The organism is Rhizobium sp. NPDC092011 (genome assembly GCF_044756305.1).
Taxonomy (GTDB): Bacteria; Pseudomonadota; Alphaproteobacteria; order Rhizobiales; family Rhizobiaceae; genus Rhizobium.
Window position 1 is genome coordinate 248434 of the sequence record NZ_JBIVSO010000008.1, and the last position, 23719, is coordinate 272152.

Here is a 23719-nt window from a genome sequence, read left to right on the forward strand (position 1 = left end):
GCACAAGACATGGGCGCGGCCTGATAGCCGCGCTCATCGGCGACCTGCCGGGACGCGCAATAGATTAGGCTTCGGGAACAGCGATTGACGCAGTCGAATATGGCGAGATCACCTGCCAGCCCAAACTGGCATAGAGGGCACGTCCCTGTTCCGTCGCCACAAGCAGTTCGGGAACAGTCGGAGATATCTTGAGCTTTTGGAGAGCAGTCATGACCGCATGACCCAACCCTTTGCGACGGTGCTCTTCACTTGCTACGATTCGATCGTAGACGAAGGCATCCTCCGTCTCGACGCCATAGCCACTTGCTGCCAGCGCATCGGCCTCCGAGAACACTCGCACTTCCAAGACAAGCCCTGCACGCCTGACCTCGATCCTGTATCCCCGGGCCAAGGGCCGCTCCTCATGGGCTTGGCTCGCACGCATGAAGAAGCACGGCGAGTGGAGCGACCAAGCTTGCGGCAAAACCGAACGCAATTCGTCGGCATCCCCGCAGAGCTTCAGAAAATAACGCGGCTCGGTGATGGAGCGAGCGAGTTCACCGAGCCCAGCCCCCAATCTGGGAAAAATCCAGCGCCGTATTTCGACGTCATTGTTGGTATCGATGCGCAGGCCCCCATATTCCGGTTGGGGTGGCGCAAGCCCGCGTGCGATCGATCGCCCTGACGCCCAAGCATTGAGGATTAGAGGATCAACGCTCATCGTCTCGCACCCGCCGGACCATAGCTTTAAAACACCCCGACAGCGTCATGGCCGATCCTTGTTTTTCCCTGGCAATGTTGCACGACATTTAATGCATGTCGCGCAAAATCGCTCCATTCTTTTGCGCGGCAAGCCTCAGTCGGCTCTGCCATCGGTTCCTCTAAGACCACGCCCAGGCGCCCACACCGGATCGGGCGCTGTCCACAGCACATCGTTGCGGATCAGTTTGACGAGTTCGCTTGCCTGCAGATCGAGGAAGCGCTCGCCCTTTTCTGCGGTCGCGCTGCGCGGATCTCCCCATGTTCCGGTGACAGGCGCGCGCTCGGCGAACGAGTAGAACCGCGACACATCCGCCGGCACATCGACGGGATGCCGCTGGTTGCCGAAAGCCTGACCGAACATTTCCGTCCTGACCGCATCAGGAACGATCGCCAACATGACCGACGCCTCGCCTTCGCAGGCGTGGTGAGCGCCGTCGTCGACCTCGAAGATCTTCTTCGCCTCCTCTGGCGCAAGCATCCAGGGCGTCGTCGCAACAATCGGCAGGGCGAATTCGACAGCGAGCTCGCGCACGGCGACCGCCAGCGGCTCGATGTTGCCGCCGTGACCATTCACGATCAGCAATCGTGAAAAGCCGAGCGCCTTCAAGGAACGGACGATGCAGCGGATAGTTCGGCTGAGCGTATCGTAGTCGAGCGTAATGGTGCCCCCGAACGGCAGGTGATGCTCGCTCATGCCGAGCCACAGGCCGGGCAGAACAGCGACAGGAATGTCACTCGTGACCAGACGGGCAGCGCGAATAGCGGCCGCCGAGGCGCTGGCCGTATCGGTAATGACCGGCAGGTGCGGTCCGTGCTGCTCCAGCGAGCCGATCGGTAAAACCGCAAGCGCATCTGGTCTGCCGGCAAGCTCCCGCAAGACGGGCGCCGTCATCCGCGCCCATTCGACTTCCTGTTCCATAATGGTCCTCTCTCAATGTTGACGACGAAACTCGGCCGCCTCTCCGGTAGCGAGTACTGGCGGCAACTATGTCTGACGGCCGCGGGCATCGATCCGCAGCGCCCTCGTCCGCCCATCCGATTGTCGTAGGCTGACGCTGTCGAACTGCGCGACAACGGCACAGGCGTGGTTGGGGAATATCCGGACACGGCTGCCCAAAGCCGGCGGATCGCCAAGAAAGCGAACAAACCCGTGCTCCTCGGAGAGACGCTCCACCTCCCATGTTTGCGGTTGCAATTCACCGACACTGACGGCAATCCCAAAGCCACTGCCGCCTGAACCATGGGCGCCGAGATCGGACGTCAGGGTCTTGGAACCGGCATCCACGATGAAATGGCGGTCATTGTGCGCGACAACCGTTGCGACAACCGAAAGCGCGGTATCGTCGGGCGACGAGATGCCCAGGCGCAGTGCCGTTCGGTCGAGAAAGGCGTAGTTACCGGGTCGAATTTCCGTCACCCCCAGCGGAATCGGCGCGCCAAGGCATGTCGGCGTAGCGCCAACGGATAATCTTGGCACCTCAAGCCCGGATCGGCGCAGCTGCTCCGCCAGTTCGCCAAGCACAACCGCTTCCGCTCTGGCTATATCGGACAGTTCCTCGAGATTTCGGCTGCCATAGGAATGGCCTGCATGCGACAGCAATCCGGCAAAGGCCAGAGAAGGATGCTGCTCGATTCGCCGGGCGAGCGAAACGGCCGCCGGGTCCTGCGGTTTGATCCCGACGCGACCGAGACCAACATCCACCTTCAAAAAGACGCCGAGCTTGACGCCATGTGCTTCCGCTGCTGCCCCGATCGCATCGACACCCGCGTCATGGGCTGCGATCAATAGCAATTCGGTTCCATGGATTTTCGCGCTGCGGACGAGCCGGCCGATCGCTTCAGGCCTGACGACCGGATAAGCGAGCGTCACAGAGCGAACACCACCCTCGACGAAGACCAATGCCTCCTCCGGCTTCGAGGCCGTTACGCCGATGGCCCCGAGTTCGAGCTGACGATGGGCGATCATCAGGCTCTTGTGTGTCTTGATATGCGGACGCAGCGCGACACCGGCCGCGTTGGCCCGCTCCTGCATTCCGCGCAGGTTGCGCATCAAGCGCTCCTGGTCGATTTCCACATAGGGCGTCGGTAAGTCGGCCGGATATGGACGAAGAAAGGCGTCAGGCGCCGCGGCATTGGTCACTGTCGTCTCCGGGAAATGGCTGGATGGAAACATTGCTCCAGCCGGCTGATGCAGGTTTTTCGGGAAGCGGTAGTTCCCTTACCGCTTTGCCACATGACATCGGACCTGATGCAATCCGGCATCGATCGGCAGCAAAGCCTGCCGCACGTCACAACCGGCCGCAACCTTGGCGCATCTTTGCTTATAAAAGCAGCCGGTCGGCAAGCGGCGATTGTTGGGAAGCTCGCCCAGACGCACCTCGGCAATCTCTGGCAAAGGGCTGGCGAAGTTTGGAACCGCCGCCAGCAGCGTTTGCGTATAAGGGTGCCGTGGGTTTTGCAGCACCTCTTCGGAGGGGCCGCTTTCGACGATCTCGCCGAGATACATCACCGCGACATCGTCGCAGAAGTGGCGCACGAGTGCGACGTCATGGGAGATCATCAGATAGGTCAGCCCCCGCTCCCGTTGCAGCTTCAAGAGCAAGTTGATGATCTGCGCCTGCACCGACACGTCGAGCGCCGATGTCGGCTCGTCCAGTACCATGAGATCCGGATCCGTGCTGATGGCGCGGGCGATGGCGATGCGCTGGCGCTGACCGCCCGAAAATTCGTGCGGCAGTCGGTCCAGATGTTCCGGCCGCAGGCCAACCGCAACCGCAAGTTCCGCTGCCTTCGCATGAAGGTCTGCCTTGCTTAATCCGCCGCGAATATGCAGCGGTTCGCTGATCAGACGCCAGACCGGCAGACGACGGTCGAGCGAAGACTGCGGATCCTGGAACACGATCTGCATCTTCTGCCGCAGGTCCCGCTTTTGCCTCCCCTGGGCTGCCTTGAAATCCTGGCTGTCGATGGCGACCCTGCCCTCGTTATAGTCGACAAGCCCGATGATTGCCTGGGCAAGCGTGGTTTTGCCGCATCCGGATTCGCCAACAATGCCAAGACTTTTACCGGGGCGAACAGCGAGACTGACGCCATTGACGGCGTGGACGTGAGAGGTGGCACGACCCAGCCAGTTGCGGGAAGCGGGAAAACGGACATGGAGATCGGTCACTTCCAGAACCGGCTGCGCCATTGCTTCAGTGCGCTCAAGCATTGCCGTGCCCCTTGTCCAAGATCAGAACCCCATCTCCGCGTTGCCAGCACGCGACCTGTTGCGCATCGGATCCTGCAAGTTGCGGAGAGTGCGTTCGACAGCGCTCGATGGCTTCGCCGCAGCGCGGCTGGAAATAACAGCCGGCGGGCGGATGCATCAAATTGGGAACGGCGCCGGGGATTGCTTCCAATTCCTGCTTGGGAGCCAAGCGCTCGGGCAGACAGCGCAGCAGCGCCTGGGTATAGGGATGCTGGGGTGCATCGAGTACTGCGCGTGTTGCGCCGTGCTCGACAATACGGCCGGCATACATGACGTAGATCCGATCGCATAGTTGCGACACCACTGCGACATTGTGGCTGATGAAGATAACCGACGTTCCGGTACGGCGCGCGCGGTTCTGGATCAGCCGCAAGATCACCGCCTGAACGGTCACGTCGAGCGCGGTCGTCGGCTCATCGGCAATGATGAGCCCTGGATTGCAAGAAAATGCCATTGCGGTCAAAACGCGCTGCCGCATTCCGCCGGAGAGTTCGAACGGATAGGCCCGCATGATCCGCTCGGGTTCCCCGATCAGCATATCGGCGAGAATGTCATGCGCACGCTGCTTTGCGTCCTCTAGGTTCGTCCCCTCGTGGCGCATGATGATGTCAGTCAATTGCTTGCCGATGCGGATGGTCGGGTTCAGCGCATTCATCGGCTCCTGAAAGATGGTCGACACCACCTTGCCGCGCATGTTCTGCAGTTCTTTGTCGTCCATCGTCAAGGTGGCGCGACCGAACAGGCTGACCGATCCGCCGGTGATCTTGTATCGCCCCTTCGGCAGCAATCCAGTTGCCGCCATGGTCGTGACCGACTTGCCGCAGCCGGATTCGCCGACAACCCCGACAATCTCGGCCTTGCCGACCTCAATCGAGACATTGTCCAGTGCCTTGATCGAGCCGCTGAAGGTCGGAAATTCCAGTGAGAGCCCTTTAATTGCCAGAGCCTGACCGTCTGGTTGCGCTGTACCGATCATCATCTGCTCCTCGAGCGCGGGTCGAGCATGTCGCGGATGCCGTCACCAACAAGATTGCATGAAATTGCCGAAAGCAGGATGGCGAGACCCGGAAATGTCGCATACCACCACTGATCGAGCATGTAGCTGCGTCCACTGCTGACCAGCGCCCCCCATTCGGCGGTCGGCGGCTGTGCGCCGAGACCGATGAAACTGAGGGCTGCGGCGATCAGCACGACGCTGCCGAGATCAAGCGTCGACTGCACGATAATCGGCGACATGACGTTCGGGAGGATGTGCCAGCGCAGGATATAGAAGGGCGACGCACCAAAGGTACGCGATGCCTTGACGAAAATCTGCTCTCTGAGCGAAAGCGTCTGTCCGCGGGCAAGGCGCACATATGCAGGTATGCGCACGATCGCCACCGCCAGCATCGAGTTGAACAGGCTCGGTCCGAGCGCTGCCGCCAGTGCCATGGCAAGCACCAGTGCCGGAAGCGCCATGATGACATCCATGAGGCGCATGATGCCGGTATCGATGCGACCACCGACCACGCCCGAAAAGCAACCGATCAGCACCCCAACCGACATCGAAATGAGAACGATCATGAAGGCAGCGCCGCAGGAGGCTCGAGAGCCGTAGATGACGCGTGAGAAAAGATCGCGGCCGACTTCGTCCGTCCCAAACCAATGTGCAGCACTCGGCGGCAGCAGCCGGGCCGTCAGGGAGACCTTGTCGGGATTGTAAGGTACGATCCAGGGCGCGGTAATGATAATGAACACCAGAAGCAGAATGATCGCGGTCCCCACAAGGGTGAGCGGGCTGCGGCGGCTCAAATACCAAACATAGCGCACTCGCTCCGACCAGGGCTTCTTCCTGCCCGTTGGCGCACGCGCGGCGTCAGTGTTTGTCGGCATGATGGCGGACATGATCACACCTCCCGGATTTGTGGATCGGCGAGCATGTAGGCGAGATCGACGAGAAGGTTGATCAGCACATAACCGATGGATGCGACGATGGTGAAACCCATGATGGCGGGGAAATCGAGCGTCTGAATAGAGCTGACGACATAAGTTCCCATGCCCGGCCAGGCGAAGATCGTCTCAGTGAGGACCGCGCCGTAGAGAAGGTCGCCAAGTGCCAGGCCCAAAAGCGTGATTGACGGGATCAGCGCGTTTCTGAGCGCATAGTTGAAGATGATCATTTTCCGTCGCAAACCGCTGGCCCGGGCAGTACGGATGTAATCCTCCTGCAGCACATCCAGCATCGAGGCACGGATCTGACGCGTGATGACGCCCATATTGGCGAAGGCGAGCACAAAGCCCGGCAGGATGATGTGATAGGCAGCGCTACGAAACGCGTCGAAGCGGCCCTGCAACAGGGAATCGATCAACAGGAAGCCGGTAATGCGCTCCGGCGAGACAATGCCCATCGCCAACCGCCCGCTGCCGGGCAATATCTGGAGCTTCGCATAGAAGAAATAGATGAGGATGAGGCCGAACCAGAAGACCGGCATCGATATGCCGCAGACGGAGACCGTTCGGGCCAGCTGATCGATTGGGCCATCCTTGTAGACCGCCGATACCACGCCCAGCGGCACGCCGAGACAGATTGCGATCAGCAATGCCACCGTTCCCAGTTCCAAGGTAGCCGGCAGGAAAGCGCGTATATCTGCGGCAACGGGGCGGCTGGTGCGCAACGAGGTTCCGAGATCACCATGCAGAAGATTACCGATGTAGATCGTGAACTGTTCGACCACAGGCCGGTCAAGACCGAGGCTGCGGCGTACATTCTCCAGCGTCTCCGCACTTGCCCTGTCACCCGCGATCATACGGGCAGGATCGCCGGGTATCAGATGCGAGATCGTGAAGGTGATCACGGCGACCCCCAGCACCACGAAGAACAGAAGGATCAGACGGGGAATGATGATGCGGGTGATTGCCATGGACGTCAGCCCTTTCGCCAGAATAATCCTGACCTTGCCTTGAGCGTGATGCCGAAAAGTGTAGGCGGTTTTCGGGTGTCATCACGCTCTACTTCTTTGATTCTAGAGCGGATTCAGACTTTAGGTCGAACAGACCTAAAATCATCCGGCTCTAGGGTAAGGAGATCCTGCCGCTCCGGCCCTCTTCGCGAAACTCCAAGGTTTCGGTGATAAAGGACGGCGAGGCGGCAGGGTCGGTTTGAGCCGGCGCTTTATTGGGTCTTGGACATCGTGCCGAAATTATAGACCTGGATCAGCATGGGATTGTAGACGTAACCCTTTACTGCGGCACGACGGGCAAAAATGTCGTTCTTCTCCATGATGTAGAGATAGGGAGCATCCTCAGCCGCAAGCTTCTGCGCATCGATGTAAAGCGACTTGCGCTTTTCCTCATCGACGATCGAGCCCGCTTCCTTCACCAGAGCGGTCACCTGCTTGTTGTTGTAGAATGACCGGTTGCCCGGACCGCCCATTTTGTCGGCGTCGAACCAGTAGTTCATAAACATGTAGGGGTCGGCGAAATCTGGCGTCCAGGCGCCGGGCGCCATGTCGAACTTGCCGTTGGCCACCATTTCTCGCTTCGTCGTATCGGCGACGGCCTGCAGTTCCAGCTTGATGCCAAGCTCCGCAAGAGAAGCCTGCAGCGCAAGACCGATCGGCTCCCAGGCGGGATCGGCCTGCGAGAAGGTGTAGGTCAGGCGAATGTTGCTCTTGCCGGATTCCTTCAGCAGCGCCTTTGCCTTGTCGACGTCGTAGCTGTACTGGAAACCCTGTGGATCGTGTCCCCACATGCCACTCGGCACCGGACCGCGCATCTGCTTGGCTTGCCCCTGCATGATGCCGTCGATGATACCCTGATAATCGACGGCATAGGAGATTGCCTGGCGAACCTTGACGTCATCCAGCGGCGGCTGCCGATTGTTCATGTAGATGTAGTTCACATACATGCTGGGATTGCTCTCGACCACGACGGAGCTGTCTTTCTGCAGCGCCTCTGCCTGGTCTGGCGGAATCTGTTCGATAATGTCTGCGTCACCGCTGGTCAGCTGAAGGCGACGGGCCGATATGTCGCCAACGACACGGATCACGACCTGGTTGAGAGCAGGCTTTGCGCCGGCATAATGCTCATTGCGATCGAGGATGATGCTTTGATTTCGCTCCCAGGAAGAGATGCGATAGGGACCGCTACCCGCCGAGTGCTCGGCAAGCCATCCCTTTGCCATATCGCCATCCTTCTCATGCGCCATCACCTTCGGATTGATGATGGCAGCCCCCGAGACCGCGAGTGTCGAAATGAATGGCGCAAACGGCGCCGTCAGATGAAACCTCACCGTCTGCGGATCGACGACCTCAACCTCCTTGAGAACCGGAAACGCATCCGATGGCCCGGCCTTCAGCTTCATGAGCCGGTCAAAACTGAATTTGACCGCAGCGGCATCGACCGGCGAACCATCATCGAACTTGTGGTCCTTGGCGAGTTTGAAGGTCCAGACCAGACCCGTGTCGTCGGCACTCCAGCTCTCGGAGAGTTCAGGCCCGACTTCCGTGGACGCACCCTTGTAAGCGACGAGCCGTTCATAGGCGGCGTAAGTGAGCGTGTAGCCGCTATTGCTGATCTCGATGCCTGGATCGGCCGTCGGCGCATCCTCCGCTCGCGCCAGAACCAATACATCCTGCGCTGCCATGGCAGCGGATAAGGGCGTCGACGCCAAAAGCAATGCAAAGCCGACGGATTTCCACTTGGAACCGTTCATCTCGTTGTCCTCCCCAGAACTGCAGTTCGCGCCCTCCCGGCACTCACCGCAGCAACAGTCTAGGAAACGATTTTCCTAAGTGCAATATTTTTTATTATCGTATGCGTCTTTTTATTTCCGCTTAGCTTGCCGCCTTGGGCGCCTGTGCCTTTGCGAGGGTCGAAACCAACTCGGTTTCGGGCGTCGAGCAGACGCAGAGAATTTGTGCAGGCTCTTCGCTGACGCTCAGATAGGCATGGCCGGTCATCGCGTCGAAATATGCGGAATCGCCCTTCTTAAGCCGCAGGGGCTCATAGATCTCGCTATGAAGCTCAAGCTCTCCTTCGAGAACATAGAAGAACTCTTCGCCCTTGTGCCGGATGAGCGGGCCGAATTCCTGCAGGGTGCGGGCATGCGCGATCGCTATGATCGGCACCATGGCCTTCTTGTAGATCTCGGTGCAGACATAGAGATAGTCATAGTTCTTCGTGATGATCGACCGTCCGTCCCCGGCCTTGGTATAGGTTCGGCGCCCCATCACGTTTGAGGTCTCGTCGGCATTGGCCAACGTGCCGAAGAGCTCGGCGATGTCGACCTTGATCCCCTGCGCAAGCTGGACTAGCCGATCGTAGGTCAGCTGCATCTGATTGTTCTCGACCTTGGAAAGGGTCGAGACCGCCAGCCCGGTCATGGAACTCACCTCGGCCAGGGTCCAGTGATTGCGATTGCGGATATCCTTCAGGATATCGCCGAGGCTGGATTTCGCATCATTCATCCGTGGCGTCTCCAATTCGCCTGCAGCCATTCGCCCGCCAGTTCGCGCCGATGCCGTAAACAGGGGCAGAATTCGATTGGCATGATAGGAAAACTATTTTCTATGAATCGAGCCCGTAATCAACATTCTCCTGAAAAGCAATCCATGCCCGTCGATGAAACAGCGCTCTTCCCAACGAACAGCCAGCCGCTCGACAGCAAATGGTCTAGCGGACCAACGAGGGCAGGATATTTCGCAGCCACCGAGAAAGGCCGTTCACGACCGCAGACGCAGAGCAACAGCGACCACAAGCAGGCCGAAGGATCTTGTCGCGTGCCCACCTGCCGCCCCATCGTAGCGGATAGCGACCCGGGACAGATGCGGACCATATTGGAGTGTGCTCCGCTTCTTTCGCGTGCAAAAGCACGCCACCGCCTTGTCCACCCATGCATCTCCGGCGGGAACCGCCGCACATTGTCCTGAAGATGGTTTAGCCTTGATCCGCCAGTGGATTATCGACCTTCGGCCAGTAGGACTTCGTCAGCTTGGTGAAGGGCAGCTCATCGAAACGCGGCTGCAGCGCGCCGGGAGCGCCGACATAAAGGATTTCGCTTGCGATGGGCTCGAAGCCGGCCCGGAAATGGTTGCTCGACTTGACGACGACAATTCTCTTTGTTGACGGGTCAAGACCAAGTGCCGTCATGCATTCCGGATGGAAGGTCTGCGTGCGCAAGGTATTGAGGACAATGTCCACGCTTCCCGCGCTGATCCAGACGGCATCGCCAATGCTGAGCGGCGTCGGTCCAAAGCGCTGGGTTATGTCCGATGCGATGCGCCGCACGGTAACGGTAAGGTCGAGCGGATCGCCCGAAGCCTTACCGACCTTGCCGCCAATCCTCAGATCGAGCGTGGCCCCTTCCCCCGCCTCGCGGCACATGCGCACGGCAATGGGATCCCAATAGAGGCAGGACGCTACATCCTGGATGCCTCTCTCGATGATGCGGCGCAGGATGAAGGTCGAGTCGCCGGGGGCGCCGCCGCCGGCATTGTCGGAGACATCGGCCAGCACGACAGGGCCACGTCCTGCGGCAAGTGCTTGATCGAGTGCCGCATCGATCGTCAGATAATCATGCCGCATCTCCTCGCGCGCATCGTAGATTTCCCGACCGAACGTCTCGGCGACGCGCGCCGCCTTTTGCCGATCATTGTCCGTCACGACAAGCATCTTGGCGCCGACATCGGCAACGTCACCCCAGGGAAAGCCGTGACCGAATGAGACGGAAAGGACGCCATCCTGACCTTCGATGGCCTTCATGCGATCGACAATTCCACGCAACGGTGCCTTGTGCGGATGAAATGTGCTGACGAGACGGCAGTCATAAACCGCCATCACCGGGCGAACCTCGCCGGCCAGCGTGCGTTCCACTAGCCGGAACAGCTGCTCCGCGACGATTTCGATATCGGTATGGGGATATTCCTTGTAGGCGGCGATCATGGTCGCATTGGCGACCATGCGATCGGTGAGATGGCAATGCAGATCAAGCTCTGCGGCAACGGGAACGTCCGGACCGACGACCTGGCGCACATGCTCTAATAGGTCCCCTTCGACATCATCATAGCCATCGGCGACACAGGCGCCGTGCAGGGCAAGCATGACGGCGTCGACGGGCATTGCCGCCTTGAGATCGTCGAGGATGGTCTTGCGGAAGCCTTCATAGACCGCGCGCGTTGTCTTGCCGCCAGGTTCGGCGACGGCGCATAGGCTTTCGACCACGGTCCAGCCCTTTTCCCGGGCCGCGTTGCGCCAGACGAACATCTGCGATGAGCAGCAGTTCAGCGGCCTTTCCGTCGCGTCGCCATAGGCGATCAAATTTTCGCTGAAGGTCTCCAACCCGGTCTGCATTGGAGAAAATGTGTTGGTTTCGGTATCCAGTCCCGCGATGAACAGCTTCATTTTTGCCTCCCATATGCAGAAAGATATTTTCTCATCATAGAAATATGTTTATGGTCAGAAAGTCAAATCCAATATCCATACTAGGCAACGAGAGGGAGGAATCGATGCGCCTTTATATTTCCGCCGACATAGAGGGGATCGTCGGGGTGGTCAGCCGCGACCATCTGATGCCGGAAGGCTTCGAATACGAGAATGCACGTCGCTGGATGACCGACACCGTGGTGAACGCCTGCGAGGCCGCGCATGAGGAAGGCGTGGAGGAAATCATCCTCAGCGATTCCCATGGAAATGGCGAGAGCATCCTCATCGATCGCTTGCCGGATTATGTGCAGATCGTGCGGAGCTGGCCGCGCCCGTTGATGATGATGCAGGGCGTGGAACTCGGCTCCTTCGTCGGCGCGATGCTTCTGGGCTACCACGCCGGCGCCAGTCATATGAGTGGCGTGCTGTCACATACGATCGGCGGCGCCGCTTTTGCCGAGATCCGGATCAACGGCGTCGTCATGCCGGAAGCAGGCATCAACGCCGCCGTCGCCGGGCATTTCGACGTGCCGGTGCTGCTCGCCTCCGGCGACAATGTGGCGCTGGCAGAGATCACCGAACGCATCGGAGATATCGTGACTGTGCCCGTGAAGACGGTTTACAGCACGCAGTCGGCGATCACACTCACCCCGAACGTCGCGCATCGTCGTATCCGCGAGGGCGTCAAGACCGCATTGGCCAGGGCAGGCTCGGCACGGCCTTTCAAGCTTGCCAATCCGGTGCTGGAGATCGTGTTCCGCAATCGCCTTCCAGCCGAATATCTCTCCTATCTGAAAGGCGTCGACCGCATCGATGGTTACACGATCCGCTATCAGGGCGACGACATGGTCGACGTCTCGCGCTTCATCCAGTTTGTGGTCGGATATAATTCGCGTCTGACCTTCTGACCGCCCATAACGGACATCATGCATGACTGACACACTCGTTCTCGGCGCCGGCATGGTCGGCGTCTCAACCGCACTTGCCCTGCAGGAGAGCGGACATCAAGTCGTCCTTCTGGATCACAAGGCGCCGGGCCGGGAAACCAGTTATGGCAATGCTGGCTTCATCCAGACGGAAGCGGTCGAGCCATACCCGTTCCCGCGCTCCTTGCGCGAGATCCTCTCGGTTGTCTTCAAGCGCGGCAATGATGTCGATTGGCGGATGCGCGACATGGGGCACTTGGCCTGGCCTCTCTGGCGCTATTTTTCGCAATCTGCGCCCGCCCCCTACGCCAGAACCGTCGCCGCCTATTCAAAACTGGTGTTGCGCGCAAGCGACGACCATGCCCGCTTCATAGTCCCTGCCGGAGCGGATGATCTGATCGTCCGGCAGGGCTGGCGCGCGGTCTATCGTACGCCCGATAAATTCGAGGCGGCGGCGATAAGGGCCGAGCGGCTGAAGCTAGCTTATGGCGTCCCGTCTGACGTGCTCGGCGCCGATGAACTTGCTCTCCGCGAGCCGGGGTTGCGTCGCCGGCTTGCCGGCGCTGTTCATTGGACCTCGCCCTGGACCTGCCTTAACCCAGGCGAACTGGTGGCGCGTTATGCGGCGCTGTTTGTTAAACGTGGAGGCGCGCTGGTCAGCGCCGACGCCATGTCACTGCAACAGCATGGTTCCGGTTGGCGTGTGCAATCCGCAGAGGGGATGATGACAGGACAAAATGCGGTCGTCTGTCTCGGCCCGTGGTCACCGGCACTCTTGAAGACATTCGGCTACCGTGTCCCGATGGTATTCAAACGCGGCTACCACCGGCACTTCGCCGGCAAGGACGGCCCGCAAATCTCGACATTGGACATTGAGAATTCCACCGTCATCGCTCCAATGAACAGAGGATGGCGTGTTCTGACCGGCGCCCACATGGCGCCCCCGGGAACAGCACCGGCAACGCGTCAAATATTACGCTCCGTCGAGGCCGCCCATGAGCTCTTCTCCCTCGGGGAGCCTATCGAGGACACTCCCTGGTCAGGGTATCGCCCCTGCATGCCCGACATGCTGCCCGTCGTCGGCCCCGGCCGTCACAAAGGCCTGTGGTTCCATTTTGGTCATGGCCATCAGGGCTTCACGCTCGGCCCGACGACCGCCTTTCTGTTGGCCGAGCAAATGAACGGCGTAGATACCAACCCGCTTGCGCTCCCATTGTTGCCATCGGCCAGAGATTGGGCGCTCGGCAACGCAAAGGCATAGCTGCATGGTTCAATCTCCCGACACTTGAGGCAGTATAGCCAACGATATCCAGGCTCATGCGCAGATGTTAAAACGTTCCGGTCGTCACAGGAGCAAGCCGATATCGTCGTAGGGTAAGATAGGTCGCATGACCCAGCCGAGCGGGGAGCACTGCGGCCCTTCCGGCTCCCCTTGCTAGAACATGCAAGCCGCTGCTCAGCGGCTTGGAAAGGTCAAGCATACGGCCAATCCGCCGCCTGTCGGTTCATCGAGAACAACGGATCCACCGTGAGCGCGAATGACTTGAGCAACAATCGCCAGTCCCATTCCTGTGCCATCGGATGCGGCGTTGGCCCCGCGAACAAAGGGGCGCAGGACCATCTCCCGCTCCTCGACCGGAATTCCAGGGCCGTGGTCCAGGATCTTCAACTGACGGGTCTCGAGCACCTCGACGATGATCATGTCGGAGCTATGCGCATGCCGCAAGGAATTGGAAATCAAATTGTCCAGCGCAACACGAAGGGCTGCCTCCGACCCCCAGACGTTGACTGCCGCTTCGGGAGCGCGCAACTCGATCTCGAGCCCCTGCTGAATTGCCCTGGGCACATGATCCGCAATGACCGAACGCGCAACCGCAGTCAGGTCGACGGCTGTGAAGGCGAGAGACTGGCCGGACAGGCGGGCAAGCTGAAGCGATGTCGTGACGATGGAAGCAAGGCGCGTCGCGTCGCGGATCAGCATCTCCCTGACCTCAACGTCCTTCACCAGATCCAGCTTGATGCGCAGCTTGGTCAGCGGCGTCCGTAACTCATGGGATGCGCTTGCAAGGAAATTTCGCTGCGCCTCGAAAGCATTGTCGATCCTCGTCAAGGCGGTATTAAATGCCGCTACCATCGGCCTGAGTTCGGTCGGCGTGTCCTGGTCGGGAATTCTGCGGCCATTGGGAAGACCGTCAATCTGCTCTGCCCAATCGACGACGCGGCGCACCGGCGTCGCAATGGTCTGTCGGATGGCGATCGCCGCGATCGTCACGGTCGTCACCAGGACGAGACCCAGAAGATGGTAAAGCCCCTGGGGCCAGAGTGCCCAAAGCGTCGCCAAGATGGTCTGAACACCGGAAAAGGAAATGCCGCCCAGGGCAATGACGACCTTTGAATTGGTGTCGTCCACCAATCTAAGCCCAAGCAACCGTTCGTCGCCGGAGGTATAGTAAAACTCGGAGGCAAAGATTTCCGAAGGGGCCGTTTTAATAATCTGATCGACGGAAGAAGGTATGGTTCCGTGAGAGATGGTTTGCTTTCCATCGCTCACCAGATACCAGAAAGACGGCTCCGCCTCGGCAAATCCCATAATGGTCGAAGGGAACCCCTTTTGCTCCAGAACGAGCCTGCCACCGCTATCGTAAGTCATCCCCGATCGAAGGAGCTTGCCCACAACGTCGGCATTCATCCGCTGCTTGGACTTCACGTCCGTGCTTAGGAAGACACCCAACGTCACGACGGTACTCAGCACCATGACGCAAGCCATACCGACAATTAGCAGGCCCGCGACTGGGAATGCGATCGAACGGGACGGCCACCTCATTCCTGCACCAGCATGTAACCGATCCCGCGAATGGTCCGAATGTTTACATCGCAATTGGCTTCACGCAATCGTCGACGCAGACGCGAGACATGAGACTCGATGACATTCGACTCGATTTCGTCGTCGAGGCTATAGGTGGATGCTTCCAACGTATCACGCTGAACCACGCGGCCAGCCCGGCGCATCAACGCTTCCAGAATGCCCAATTCTCGTCGTGGGATGTTCAGCACGGTTTCACCGATCATGGCCGAGCGATGGTTGAGATCGAAGATCAAGTTTCCGAACTGCGTGCAGCCCGTTTCGTCGAGATTGTAGCGTCGCAAGACAGCCCTTGCGCGCGCGACCAGCTCCATCGGCTCGAACGGCTTGCCGATATATTCGTCCGCTCCCTTGTCCAGCGCGGACACGATGTCGAGGGGGTCATCCAGCGCCGTCAATATCAACGTAGCCGGACGCGGGCGTAGCTGGCGCAACGTCGACAGCAAGGAAAGACCGTCGCCATCCGGGAGGCGACGATCGATAATGACCAGATCGAATTTGAACGCAAGGAGTGCCGCTTCCGCATCGGCAATGGTCGCGAAAATATCCGTCACCCCGATCGAGCTTTCCATCATCGCCTTAAGGGAGGTGGCGAGTTCGAGATCATCTTCAACGATCAGAATATGCATGTCTTGCCTGAGCTAGAGCGTGAATGTGTTGGTACGATGCAAACTTACACCGATGCCGGAACGTCCGGGCCGCTCTCGCAAGGCGATACGGCAAATATGCGACACGAAATCAGGCGAGACGCTTAGCCGGCCGACATCTCTTCAATAGTCATAGTTTGGCGCCTCAATTGATCTTTCCATCCGACGCTCACGCGCAAGGTCGATGCGTTGCTTGCAAACGGCAAACTCCGTAGAGCCGCGTTCAAAGCCATACTGCGCGCAGCGCTCGCCATCTTCTGTGGACTGGCATCCCATTAGCAGGAGGGAAAGGGCGAGTGCAAAACAATAACGCATGGAGATACCTCAGGATTTTTCATTTCGTTGGTGGTTGCCGGCAAATGCGGCGCGAACATTACGGCAGCCTTACAGGCTGGGAGCGCTCGTTCCTTGGCGATGCTCGCCATTGGAAGGCGACGCAAGCTTGACCGGAGGCGCAGCTGGCACTCCGGAATTGGACGCATGAGCCCCCTTGTCGGTCCATGACGGAGGCGCCCCGAACGATGCGCCGATCTCGCCGATGATGCCGGGCGAACGGCCAAAATTCTCGCACAGGGGCGAGCCTGGCTTGCCGCCAAGTGCCGTGCGAATTTCATAGAAGGACGGCAGGCGAATATTCAGCCCCCCTGGCTCCTTGCCGGCAATGATCATTCTGGAGAACTCGCTTCCGAAGGCCGCAGCCAGATCGTAGGCGTCTCCGACTTTTGATACGCGCGCCTTGCTCGTAAAGGAATTTGCTCCTCGAGACCAAACGACAGCGGCGCGCTGGACGCCGGCGCCGTCAAGCGCTTCCGCCTCCACGGCCAGTCCGCCAAGCCCCAGAGGAAGGCGTGGAATCTGCACCGGCAAAGCGATCGAACTACCGATCGAAATCGCCTTTGCTGCGCCGGCGACCGTTGGCTGGGTGGGAACTATGTCGGTAATCACAGCCTTTATCGTCAGATCCGGAGAGCCGCTGAGCGGAACGATCTGATATTTCTCGCTCATTGCAAAGCAGATGGCACGATCTATCGAATTCGAGACCAAAAGCCTGTCTTTTGGATTTTGAATTCTGCTTCCAGCCGTGAGCGTCAACGTCGTTGGCCAGATGGCAATCCTTTTGACTTCCTTTAATTTCTCCTTGTCCAGAAATACTCTGGATTTCGAGAATCTGCCCTTTGGCGCGCCGAGATTGCCGTAGGACGAGAGCATGCCTCCTTCCTTGAGCGGAACCGAACTACAGCCGCTTGTGATCGCCAGGACGAAGCAGGCTGCCCGCACAGACCAACGCGCGGACATCGGCCGCACAGCAGTTATCGGCGTCGACCTGGTCGACAATGCAATCGGATGCATACAATACAACTCCTTTGTGAAAGCTGCATCCGATTGCGATCCAACCCTTGTGATAACCTTACGGCATGCCGGCCTGTGGGGCTCATTGTCTGCGGAATCTCATTTCAGGATCAGTATGGCGACAGGTCCGCCCAGCAGCGCTCCAACGATAAAGGCCGAGAGAAAATATCGCATGAGAAGACGAAAGATGAACTCGAGGTAATTCATTCTGTGATGCCCGCTGCGTTGCGATGGTTGTTGCCAGATCGACGTCACGCGGATCATGTTTCCGGCCGATCGAACAATCGGAAAATCCAGCCTCGTCTCTGCGCCGACACATCCAGAAGCCATCATTTGTGGCCAATCTCTCAGCGCCGGCACCGACAGTCGCTAAATTTCCAATATTACCGCAGTCTTACCTACTGTCCCGACCATGGGAGCGAGATCGGACGCAGGCTCTACGCATCTCACTTGAACGAACGACTTCAGTCGGCGGCGAAGCGAGGGGCTCGAGCGCGACGATATTTATAACTAGGAGGCCATCGTTGCCCTCCCCTCTCGCCCGACAGGGAAAGGGAAGGGCAATCCATTGGGTGCAACAGCAATCAGGCGGATTTGAGTGAGCCGGAACTTTAGCGTTGCCCGGCACCCTCCATCAGGCGTCGAACACCTGCTGCGATGGCCCCCGGATGATCCTCTTGCAGATAGTGGGCTCCGGCTCCCAGCGGAACCACCTCACAGTTCCGCAGCGTAGAGGCAAATTTCCGGGCAAAATCGGGTGAAACCAAAGCCCCAGGCTCACCTACGAACAGCATTTTCGGATAGACGCTTTCACGCAGCGCAGCATGAGCGGCACTCAGAAGCGCCCACACGTCGCCGGGCTCGCCGGCTATCGGCAGTTGATTTGGAAAGCGCCACACAGGGCGCCGCGTTTCCGGCGTCGGGAACGGCGCGCGATACGCCGACATTTCCTCTTCGGTGAGTAGGCGTTTGATCGAACCGGGAAGGACGCGCTCCACGAAGATATTGTCCTCTAGTATAAGTTTCTCGCCAATTTCAGGCGTGCGGAATTTTTGAAACAACTCTCGTGCCGCAGGCACCTGATGAAACTCGTCCCAGCTTTCCATCGGCCGAATGAACTCCATGAAGGCAAGCCCACGCATGAATTCTGGCAGGCGTGCTGCCCGTTCGAAAGCAAAGGCAGTGCCCCAGTCCTGAGCAACGATGAATGCCGAGGATATTTCCAGCGCATCGATGAACGCGTCGAGATAGCGGATGTGATCGACAAAGCGATAGTCGATGTCTGGCTTGCCCGATTGCCCGAAGCCGATGAGATCGGGCGCGATGCACCGGGCATGCGACGCAACATCGGCGATGATGTCTCGCCAGATATAAGAGGAGGTCGGATTCCCATGCAGGAAGAGAACGACCGGCCCGTTCTTCGGGCCTGCGTCTCGATAGGTCATATAGGAATCCAGAACCTCTACACGATGCATTTCGGAATGGTTGGTCATCGGATTTTCCTTTTCAATATGGACGTCCGTATTGCTATCGGACACGTTATGAGCTCTGTGAGCTGCCTGCCATTCGATGGGTAAGGCCACGGACGATGGGAAAATGATAAGGACTTGCGCGAAAGGTTTCCTCTCCTCGCCCCTTGATTATCAATACAGACGTACGTATTGTCAACACATGCCAAAGCCATCAAACAAAAACGACATTATTGCCGCCGGCCTACGGGTCATGTTCCGCAAGGGATATAACGGAGCCGGCATAAGGGACGTCGTTGCCGAAGCAGGCGTGCCCCAGGGCTCCTTCACCAATCACTTCCGCTCAAAGGAAGCTTTCGCCGCCGAGGTTCTCGACCAGTATTTTGCCCATACCCGCGAGCTTGTCGGGCAAGCGTTCAATGATCGCTCCCTCGGACCTCGCGAGCGGCTGCTGCGCTATCTCGATATCATTACTGAGCGTCTTGCCGACGACGACTATCTTCGCGGTTGTCTGATCGGCGATTTCAGTATCGAGGTTTCGCAGACGAGCGAGTTGCTGCGCGAACGGCTCGCGGCGATCTATCAGGAATGGCGCAAACCATTCGAGCGCTGCATCACGGAAGCCCAGCAAGCAGGTGAAATCGGCACGCGGTTTTCGGCAAGCGATCTGGCGGATTTCCTGCTTGTCTCCTGGGAAGGAGCCATTCTGCGAATGAAAGTGGACCGAAGCGCAGAAGCGCTCGATCGCTTCAAGCGGATCGCGTTTGCAACGGTTTTCGCCGCCGAGCCTCCTTTTTGATCTCAGCAGAGCGGATCCTGACCGCAATCGGCGACCGATCAGACCCGGAGAGCTAACACGGCCGCATCTCGACTGGCCGCTTACCTCCGACTATGTTCCTGCAAGTCAGTGCGTCAGAACCCTTAGAGCCAAGAGGCCTCATCATATGCGCCAGCCCCGCATCGCCATTATCCTTGACGAGAACACAAGCACGGGCGGAACGCGCTATGAAGCAGCCAAGGGATATTTTCGCGGCGTGCGCGATGCAGGAGGTCTCCCCTTTGGTATTCCATACGTACCTGAAATCATCGACATTGCTTTGAATGAGTTCGACGGCTTTGTGTCCGTCGGCGGACGGTTTGCATTTCCGGACCACTGGTACATTGAAGGAGAAATCTCTCGGGCACCGCCATCGGAGCGCCTTGAGGTCGAACGAGCAATCATGGAGGGCTATCTTCAAAAGGATAAGCCCGTTCTCGGCATCTGTTCAGGCATGCAGATGCTCGCATGTTTGAACGGCTGTCGCCTCACGCCTGATCTCAAGGCAACCTTTCCCTCGGCAGGCGAACACGACAAGCGGGATCATCTTCATTCGATCGAGATTCTTCCGGGATCGCGTCTGGCGAAAATCATCGGCAAATCGAGCATCGACGTAAACACATTCCATCGCGAGGCGGTCGCTCAGGTTTCACCGGCTGTTCTTGCGAGTGCTTTGGCAAAGGATGGCATCATCGAAGCGATCGAGGTCACTTCCGCCTCCTTCGCCGTCGGCCTCCAATGGCATCAGGAACAGCATGCAGGGACGGATCATCCGGGAAACGCCGTTTTTCGGAGCTTTGTGGAAGCGGCCGCCGGCACCGCGACATCCGTTCGTTAGAACCGCTCAGGTTTGAAGGTCGGTCTATGCCTTCCGGTGGAATGCTTGTGCCAGCAACCTTCCAATTGCATTTCAAGCGTGAATTCAGATAGTTCTATCCCGCTGTCAACCTCAGGACGATCGAGACGGCCGTGTTCCCGCAGGCAGGTGATTGATATGAAAATGCGTTTGTCGGGGCTTTCGGCGTCATGCTTTGCCCTATTCGGGCTGCTTGGAACGGACGTCCTTGCTCAAGCTGCGTCGGAACAGAGTTGGCTGGAGGATCCGGGCAGCCACTGCAAATTCGTCGCTCCGGCTTCGCTCACAAGCGGACCGACTTTCTGGGTCGGTGACTGTGCGAACGGCAAAGCCTCCGGAACCGGAATGCTGCGCCGCCGGGACGGCGACCGGGTTGGTGTGGCCTTCCTTGGGAAAATGGCGGACGGAATCCCCCAGATTGGCGTCGTCGACCTCGGCGATGGATACAGGGCCGGCAAGTTCGAGAGCGGTGACATTGGCGGTCAATCAGACTTGGATCCACAAGTTCGGATCGATTCCTTTCGTGTGGCGGTCGAAGCGGCTCGGCTCGTGAGTGTCAAATACAAGGCGGAGCACAAGGATGCCTCCGCGCAATTCTATCAGGCACTCGCCGAAACGCTCGAAGCTCAGATCGAGTAAGCGGCGACAATCTCCCTCTGGCTCGGCGTCGCGGCACCGGGGAATGCAAAATGGCATATGCCTTCGATCAACAACCATCCGAAGCCTGACCGCCAGGACCAGGTTAGCATGCTATCAAAAGTGAGGAAAAATGGAGATGCTGGCACGCATAGTCGTCAGTTTATGTTTGGTATCAACGGCCGTCATGGCCGCCGACAACAACACCTATCGAAACTCCCGATTCGGCTATTCCATTGATCTTCCGACAGAATTCAAGACGGTGTCGGTCGCCGACAACGGTGATGGCATGAGCCTTCAGTCAGTTGAAGGTACGGCCAAGCTCCTGGTCTGGGGAAACTACATCATGGATGGGAGTTTCAGGGACGAGAGCAATAGCCGCCGAAAATTCTACATCGAGGACGGCTGGCAGATATCCTATCAAAAGCAGACGGCGTCCTGGGCGAGCTTTTCCGGCGCGAAGGAAAATCGCATCCTGTATGTCAGAGAGATTGCGCTCTGCGATGGCGCGGTCGGCAATTTCTCGCTCGAATATCCCAGCAATGATCAGCAGCGATACGGTGCTGTCGTCGACAAGCTCGTGAAGAGCATGGCCGCCGCGAAACCCTGCAAGTAAACTGCGCGGCCGCAAGAGCCGGCTTTTAAGGCCGGCTTTTCGTCGGGGACATCGCCTCGGTCACTGCAAGCTCTGCCATCGCAAGTGCCGCCTCTCGGGTTTTGGCAGCGGCAATGAAACGACCATTGTGACAGAAGGTTGCGCCCTCGATGCCGCAGGCCATCTCCAGATCACGATCTGTCAGCCCAGCCCAGGCTGCCGGCAGATCGGCTCGCAGAGCAAAGCCGTCTTCCGCCCGGCGGATACCGGTCAGGCACCAATCCTTCTCGCGCGGATGAACGACGAAGAGCAGATGGTCGGCGCCTGCCTTTACGATTGCGGGACGGAACGGCATTCCCATCGGAAGCTCAAGGACCCGCCCCTCGCCCGTCCTTAGGATTGCCTGATGAACGATCGCCTCGGCGCGCAATTTTGCGGCACTCTGTCCGATCCTCGCCTCGACGAAGCTGCGGGCGATCGAAAGCGCATGGTGGAACCCACGATCGTCAGCCTCTGGGTCTGTTTCGTCGAAAACAGGCTTTAAGGTTTCAAGGAGCGCTGGCAGCGTCAGTGAGGCAAGCGGCCCCGCAGCCGAGGGGCTGAGCGCACCGTTATCCACCAGATCGATTGGCAGCACAAAGCTCGCATCGAAGGAGGCATGAATCGTGTCGACATGCGCCTCTGGAAGATCCAAGGCCATGAGGTAGTCGCGGCCATAGTGCTTCCAGATCAATCCGAACGAACTGAAGGGCTGACCATCGTCTCGCAACGGGGCGCCACGCTGATGGTGATCGAAGATCCGCGCTGCGGCGTCGTATTTGCCTCCGACATCGTAGATGATGCGGTCTGAACCAGGTGTGATCCACTCGAGCATCCTGCTGCGCACGAGGCGGGCCTGCGGGAAAAGCCTGGTCAGGATGACGCTGGACATGAGCTCATCGGCATGGAAACCACCCGAATGAGTGACGAGAAAATCTGGAATCATGCCGGCATGCACCTTGTCGTTCGTGAAACGCCCGCCTGTGGGCTTGGCACCAGATAGCCGCTGCCGGCTGGTATCTCAACCCGCCATTTCCGACTTGGCGCAATCGCTCGCGAAAAAACTCCAAAGTGCCCCGTCACAAGAGCTATGATGATACCGGTTCACAGCAGTGTCGCGACCGTGACGACGACGGCCGTCAGGAGATAAGTTGAAGATTGCCTGATGTGCTATGACATCGCCCAAATGCAGGAGCAGAGGTTTGCCGATGAGTTCTCCGCAGTGTCCCATGCCGACCGAAGCAGCCATCTTGAGTTTCCTGGACATTTGCGATTCCTTCTACCCTCCGGATGCGGTGTCGGCGTCCATTGGCCAGCAACGCCAATGGTATGACGCGCTTTGCGCTCGTTTTGATCGCCCCCTGCCCCAGGGTGTGGCCGCGTTGGACGCTCTCATCGCCGGCACGATCCCGGTTCGGCATTATCGGCCGGCCAACATCCGTACGACGACAAGCCTGCTTTATCTGCATGGCGGCGGCTTCGTGGTCGGCTCGCTCGATAGCCATCACGCCATCTGCGCCGAGATTGCCGATCATGTCGGAGCTCAGCTGGTTTCGGTCGACTATCGTCTCGCCCCGGAACATCCTTGGCCGGCGCAGACGGACGACTGCTTCGCTGTCCTGAAGCAGTTGCTTGCCGAAAAGAAATCCGTCGTGCTGATCGGTGACAGTGCCGGCGGCAATCTGGCGGCGGGGCTGGCGATCAGGGCGCGGAGCGAAGGGCTTTCGGGTGTTGTCGGACAGATCCTGATCTATCCCGCACTGGGCGGCGATCTCGTTTCCGGCTCTTATCTGGAGATGAGCGATGCCCCAGGGTTGACGACTGCCGATGTCGCCTATTACCGCAACATTCTGCAGGCGCCGTCTGGCGATCCTGTGGCTGCGCCGCTTGCATTGGCATCGCTTGCCGGCCTCCCGCCAACCTTCATTACGGTAGCGCATTTCGATCCGCTGCGCGACGATGGTCGCCTTTATGCCGCCCGGCTGGCACAGGCGGGTGTCGAAGTCTGGTTCCGCGAAGAACCCCAGATGGTGCATGCATGGCTGCGGGCAAGGCACATGAGCGATGGAGCCCGCGCCGGCTTTGCAGCCATATGCGCCGCAGCCAGTCGCTTCGCCGGATCGGTCTGA

Annotated in this window: 22 protein-coding genes; 7 read left to right on the plus strand and 15 right to left on the minus strand. The window is 58.9% G+C overall.

The annotated features are described in order from the left end of the window. Positions 1-64: 64 nt before the first annotated feature. From ACIQJ2_RS26915 to ACIQJ2_RS26960, 10 genes are all read right to left on the minus strand, one after another. Positions 65-700 carry a GNAT family N-acetyltransferase gene (locus tag ACIQJ2_RS26915; protein ID WP_400670701.1) on the minus strand — a complete coding sequence of 212 codons (636 nt, stop codon included), beginning with the start codon at positions 698-700 and terminating at the stop codon, positions 65-67. 135 nt (positions 701-835) lie between these two features. Beyond that, positions 836-1660 (minus strand): creatininase family protein, encoded by an 825-nt coding sequence (locus ACIQJ2_RS26920; protein WP_400670703.1) that lies wholly within the window; start codon positions 1658-1660, stop codon positions 836-838. 66 nt (positions 1661-1726) lie between these two features. Beyond that, the gene (locus tag ACIQJ2_RS26925) at positions 1727-2881 is read right to left on the minus strand and encodes an alanine racemase (protein ID WP_400670705.1); all 1155 of its coding nucleotides are present in this window, start codon (positions 2879-2881) and stop codon (positions 1727-1729) included. 78 nt (positions 2882-2959) lie between these two features. Further along, the gene (locus ACIQJ2_RS26930) at positions 2960-3952 is read right to left on the minus strand and encodes an ABC transporter ATP-binding protein (RefSeq protein WP_400670707.1); all 993 of its coding nucleotides are present in this window, start codon (positions 3950-3952) and stop codon (positions 2960-2962) included. Beyond that, positions 3945-4967 (minus strand): ABC transporter ATP-binding protein, encoded by a 1023-nt coding sequence (locus ACIQJ2_RS26935; RefSeq protein WP_400746641.1) that lies wholly within the window; start codon positions 4965-4967, stop codon positions 3945-3947. Before ACIQJ2_RS26935 ends, ACIQJ2_RS26930 begins: the two co-directional genes overlap by 8 nt. Then, on the minus strand, positions 4967-5875 hold the full coding sequence (gene ddpC, locus ACIQJ2_RS26940; protein WP_400670711.1) for a D,D-dipeptide ABC transporter permease: 909 nt from the start codon (positions 5873-5875) through the stop codon (positions 4967-4969). The genes ACIQJ2_RS26935 and ddpC overlap by 1 nt, the downstream gene beginning before the upstream one ends. 2 nt (positions 5876-5877) lie before the next feature. Next, positions 5878-6891 carry an ABC transporter permease gene (locus ACIQJ2_RS26945; protein ID WP_199149203.1) on the minus strand — a complete coding sequence of 338 codons (1014 nt, stop codon included), beginning with the start codon at positions 6889-6891 and terminating at the stop codon, positions 5878-5880. 251 nt (positions 6892-7142) lie between these two features. Next, on the minus strand, positions 7143-8684 hold the full coding sequence (locus tag ACIQJ2_RS26950; protein WP_400670714.1) for an ABC transporter substrate-binding protein: 1542 nt from the start codon (positions 8682-8684) through the stop codon (positions 7143-7145). Positions 8685-8805: 121 nt separating this feature from the next. Beyond that, positions 8806-9438 carry a helix-turn-helix domain-containing protein gene (locus ACIQJ2_RS26955; protein ID WP_400670717.1) on the minus strand — a complete coding sequence of 211 codons (633 nt, stop codon included), beginning with the start codon at positions 9436-9438 and terminating at the stop codon, positions 8806-8808. A 469-nt stretch (positions 9439-9907) separates the two neighbouring features. Continuing rightward, positions 9908-11371, minus strand: a complete 1464-nt coding sequence (locus ACIQJ2_RS26960) for a M81 family metallopeptidase (protein WP_400670720.1) — start codon at positions 11369-11371, stop codon at positions 9908-9910. Between the two features lie 104 nt (positions 11372-11475). On the opposite strand from ACIQJ2_RS26960, the gene ACIQJ2_RS26965 reads away from it, so the two are divergent. Both ACIQJ2_RS26965 and ACIQJ2_RS26970 read left to right on the plus strand, forming a co-directional pair. Continuing rightward, entirely contained in the window at positions 11476-12300 is an 825-nt protein-coding gene (locus ACIQJ2_RS26965; protein WP_400670723.1) for a M55 family metallopeptidase, read from the plus strand. A gap of 22 nt (positions 12301-12322) precedes the next feature. Continuing rightward, on the plus strand, positions 12323-13579 hold the full coding sequence (locus ACIQJ2_RS26970) for an NAD(P)/FAD-dependent oxidoreductase (protein WP_400670725.1): 1257 nt from the start codon (positions 12323-12325) through the stop codon (positions 13577-13579). A 195-nt stretch (positions 13580-13774) separates the two neighbouring features. Here the strand turns inward: ACIQJ2_RS26970 and ACIQJ2_RS26975 are convergent, their stop codons facing one another. The 4 genes from ACIQJ2_RS26975 to ACIQJ2_RS26990 all read right to left on the minus strand — a co-directional run bounded on the left by ACIQJ2_RS26975 (position 13775) and on the right by ACIQJ2_RS26990 (position 18671). Further along, positions 13775-15073: a sensor histidine kinase gene (locus ACIQJ2_RS26975; RefSeq protein WP_400670728.1), complete on the minus strand. Its 1299-nt coding sequence runs from the start codon at positions 15071-15073 to the stop codon at positions 13775-13777. A gap of 65 nt (positions 15074-15138) precedes the next feature. Next, complete coding sequence (locus ACIQJ2_RS26980) at positions 15139-15810, minus strand: response regulator transcription factor (RefSeq protein WP_199149196.1); 672 nt, start codon at positions 15808-15810, stop codon at positions 15139-15141. A 402-nt stretch (positions 15811-16212) separates the two neighbouring features. After that, positions 16213-17124, minus strand: a complete 912-nt coding sequence (locus ACIQJ2_RS26985; RefSeq protein WP_400670789.1) for a DUF3313 domain-containing protein — start codon at positions 17122-17124, stop codon at positions 16213-16215. Positions 17125-17789: 665 nt separating this feature from the next. Next, entirely contained in the window at positions 17790-18671 is an 882-nt protein-coding gene (locus ACIQJ2_RS26990) for a haloalkane dehalogenase (RefSeq protein ID WP_400670731.1), read from the minus strand. Positions 18672-18849: 178 nt separating this feature from the next. Here ACIQJ2_RS26990 and ACIQJ2_RS26995 point away from each other — a divergent pair, with 178 nt between their 5' ends. From ACIQJ2_RS26995 to ACIQJ2_RS27010, 4 genes are all read left to right on the plus strand, one after another. Then, positions 18850-19446: a TetR family transcriptional regulator C-terminal domain-containing protein gene (locus ACIQJ2_RS26995; RefSeq protein ID WP_400670734.1), complete on the plus strand. Its 597-nt coding sequence runs from the start codon at positions 18850-18852 to the stop codon at positions 19444-19446. 145 nt (positions 19447-19591) lie between these two features. Then, complete coding sequence (locus tag ACIQJ2_RS27000; protein ID WP_400670736.1) at positions 19592-20302, plus strand: gamma-glutamyl-gamma-aminobutyrate hydrolase family protein; 711 nt, start codon at positions 19592-19594, stop codon at positions 20300-20302. 156 nt (positions 20303-20458) lie between these two features. Then, entirely contained in the window at positions 20459-20959 is a 501-nt protein-coding gene (locus tag ACIQJ2_RS27005; protein ID WP_400670739.1) for a hypothetical protein, read from the plus strand. A gap of 136 nt (positions 20960-21095) precedes the next feature. Then, entirely contained in the window at positions 21096-21572 is a 477-nt protein-coding gene (locus ACIQJ2_RS27010; protein WP_400670741.1) for a hypothetical protein, read from the plus strand. A gap of 25 nt (positions 21573-21597) precedes the next feature. Here the strand turns inward: ACIQJ2_RS27010 and ACIQJ2_RS27015 are convergent, their stop codons facing one another. After that, positions 21598-22536: an MYG1 family protein gene (locus tag ACIQJ2_RS27015; RefSeq protein WP_400670743.1), complete on the minus strand. Its 939-nt coding sequence runs from the start codon at positions 22534-22536 to the stop codon at positions 21598-21600. Between the two features lie 262 nt (positions 22537-22798). Between ACIQJ2_RS27015 and ACIQJ2_RS27020 the strand changes: the two genes are divergently transcribed. Next, positions 22799-23719, plus strand: a complete 921-nt coding sequence (locus ACIQJ2_RS27020) for an alpha/beta hydrolase (RefSeq protein WP_400670746.1) — start codon at positions 22799-22801, stop codon at positions 23717-23719.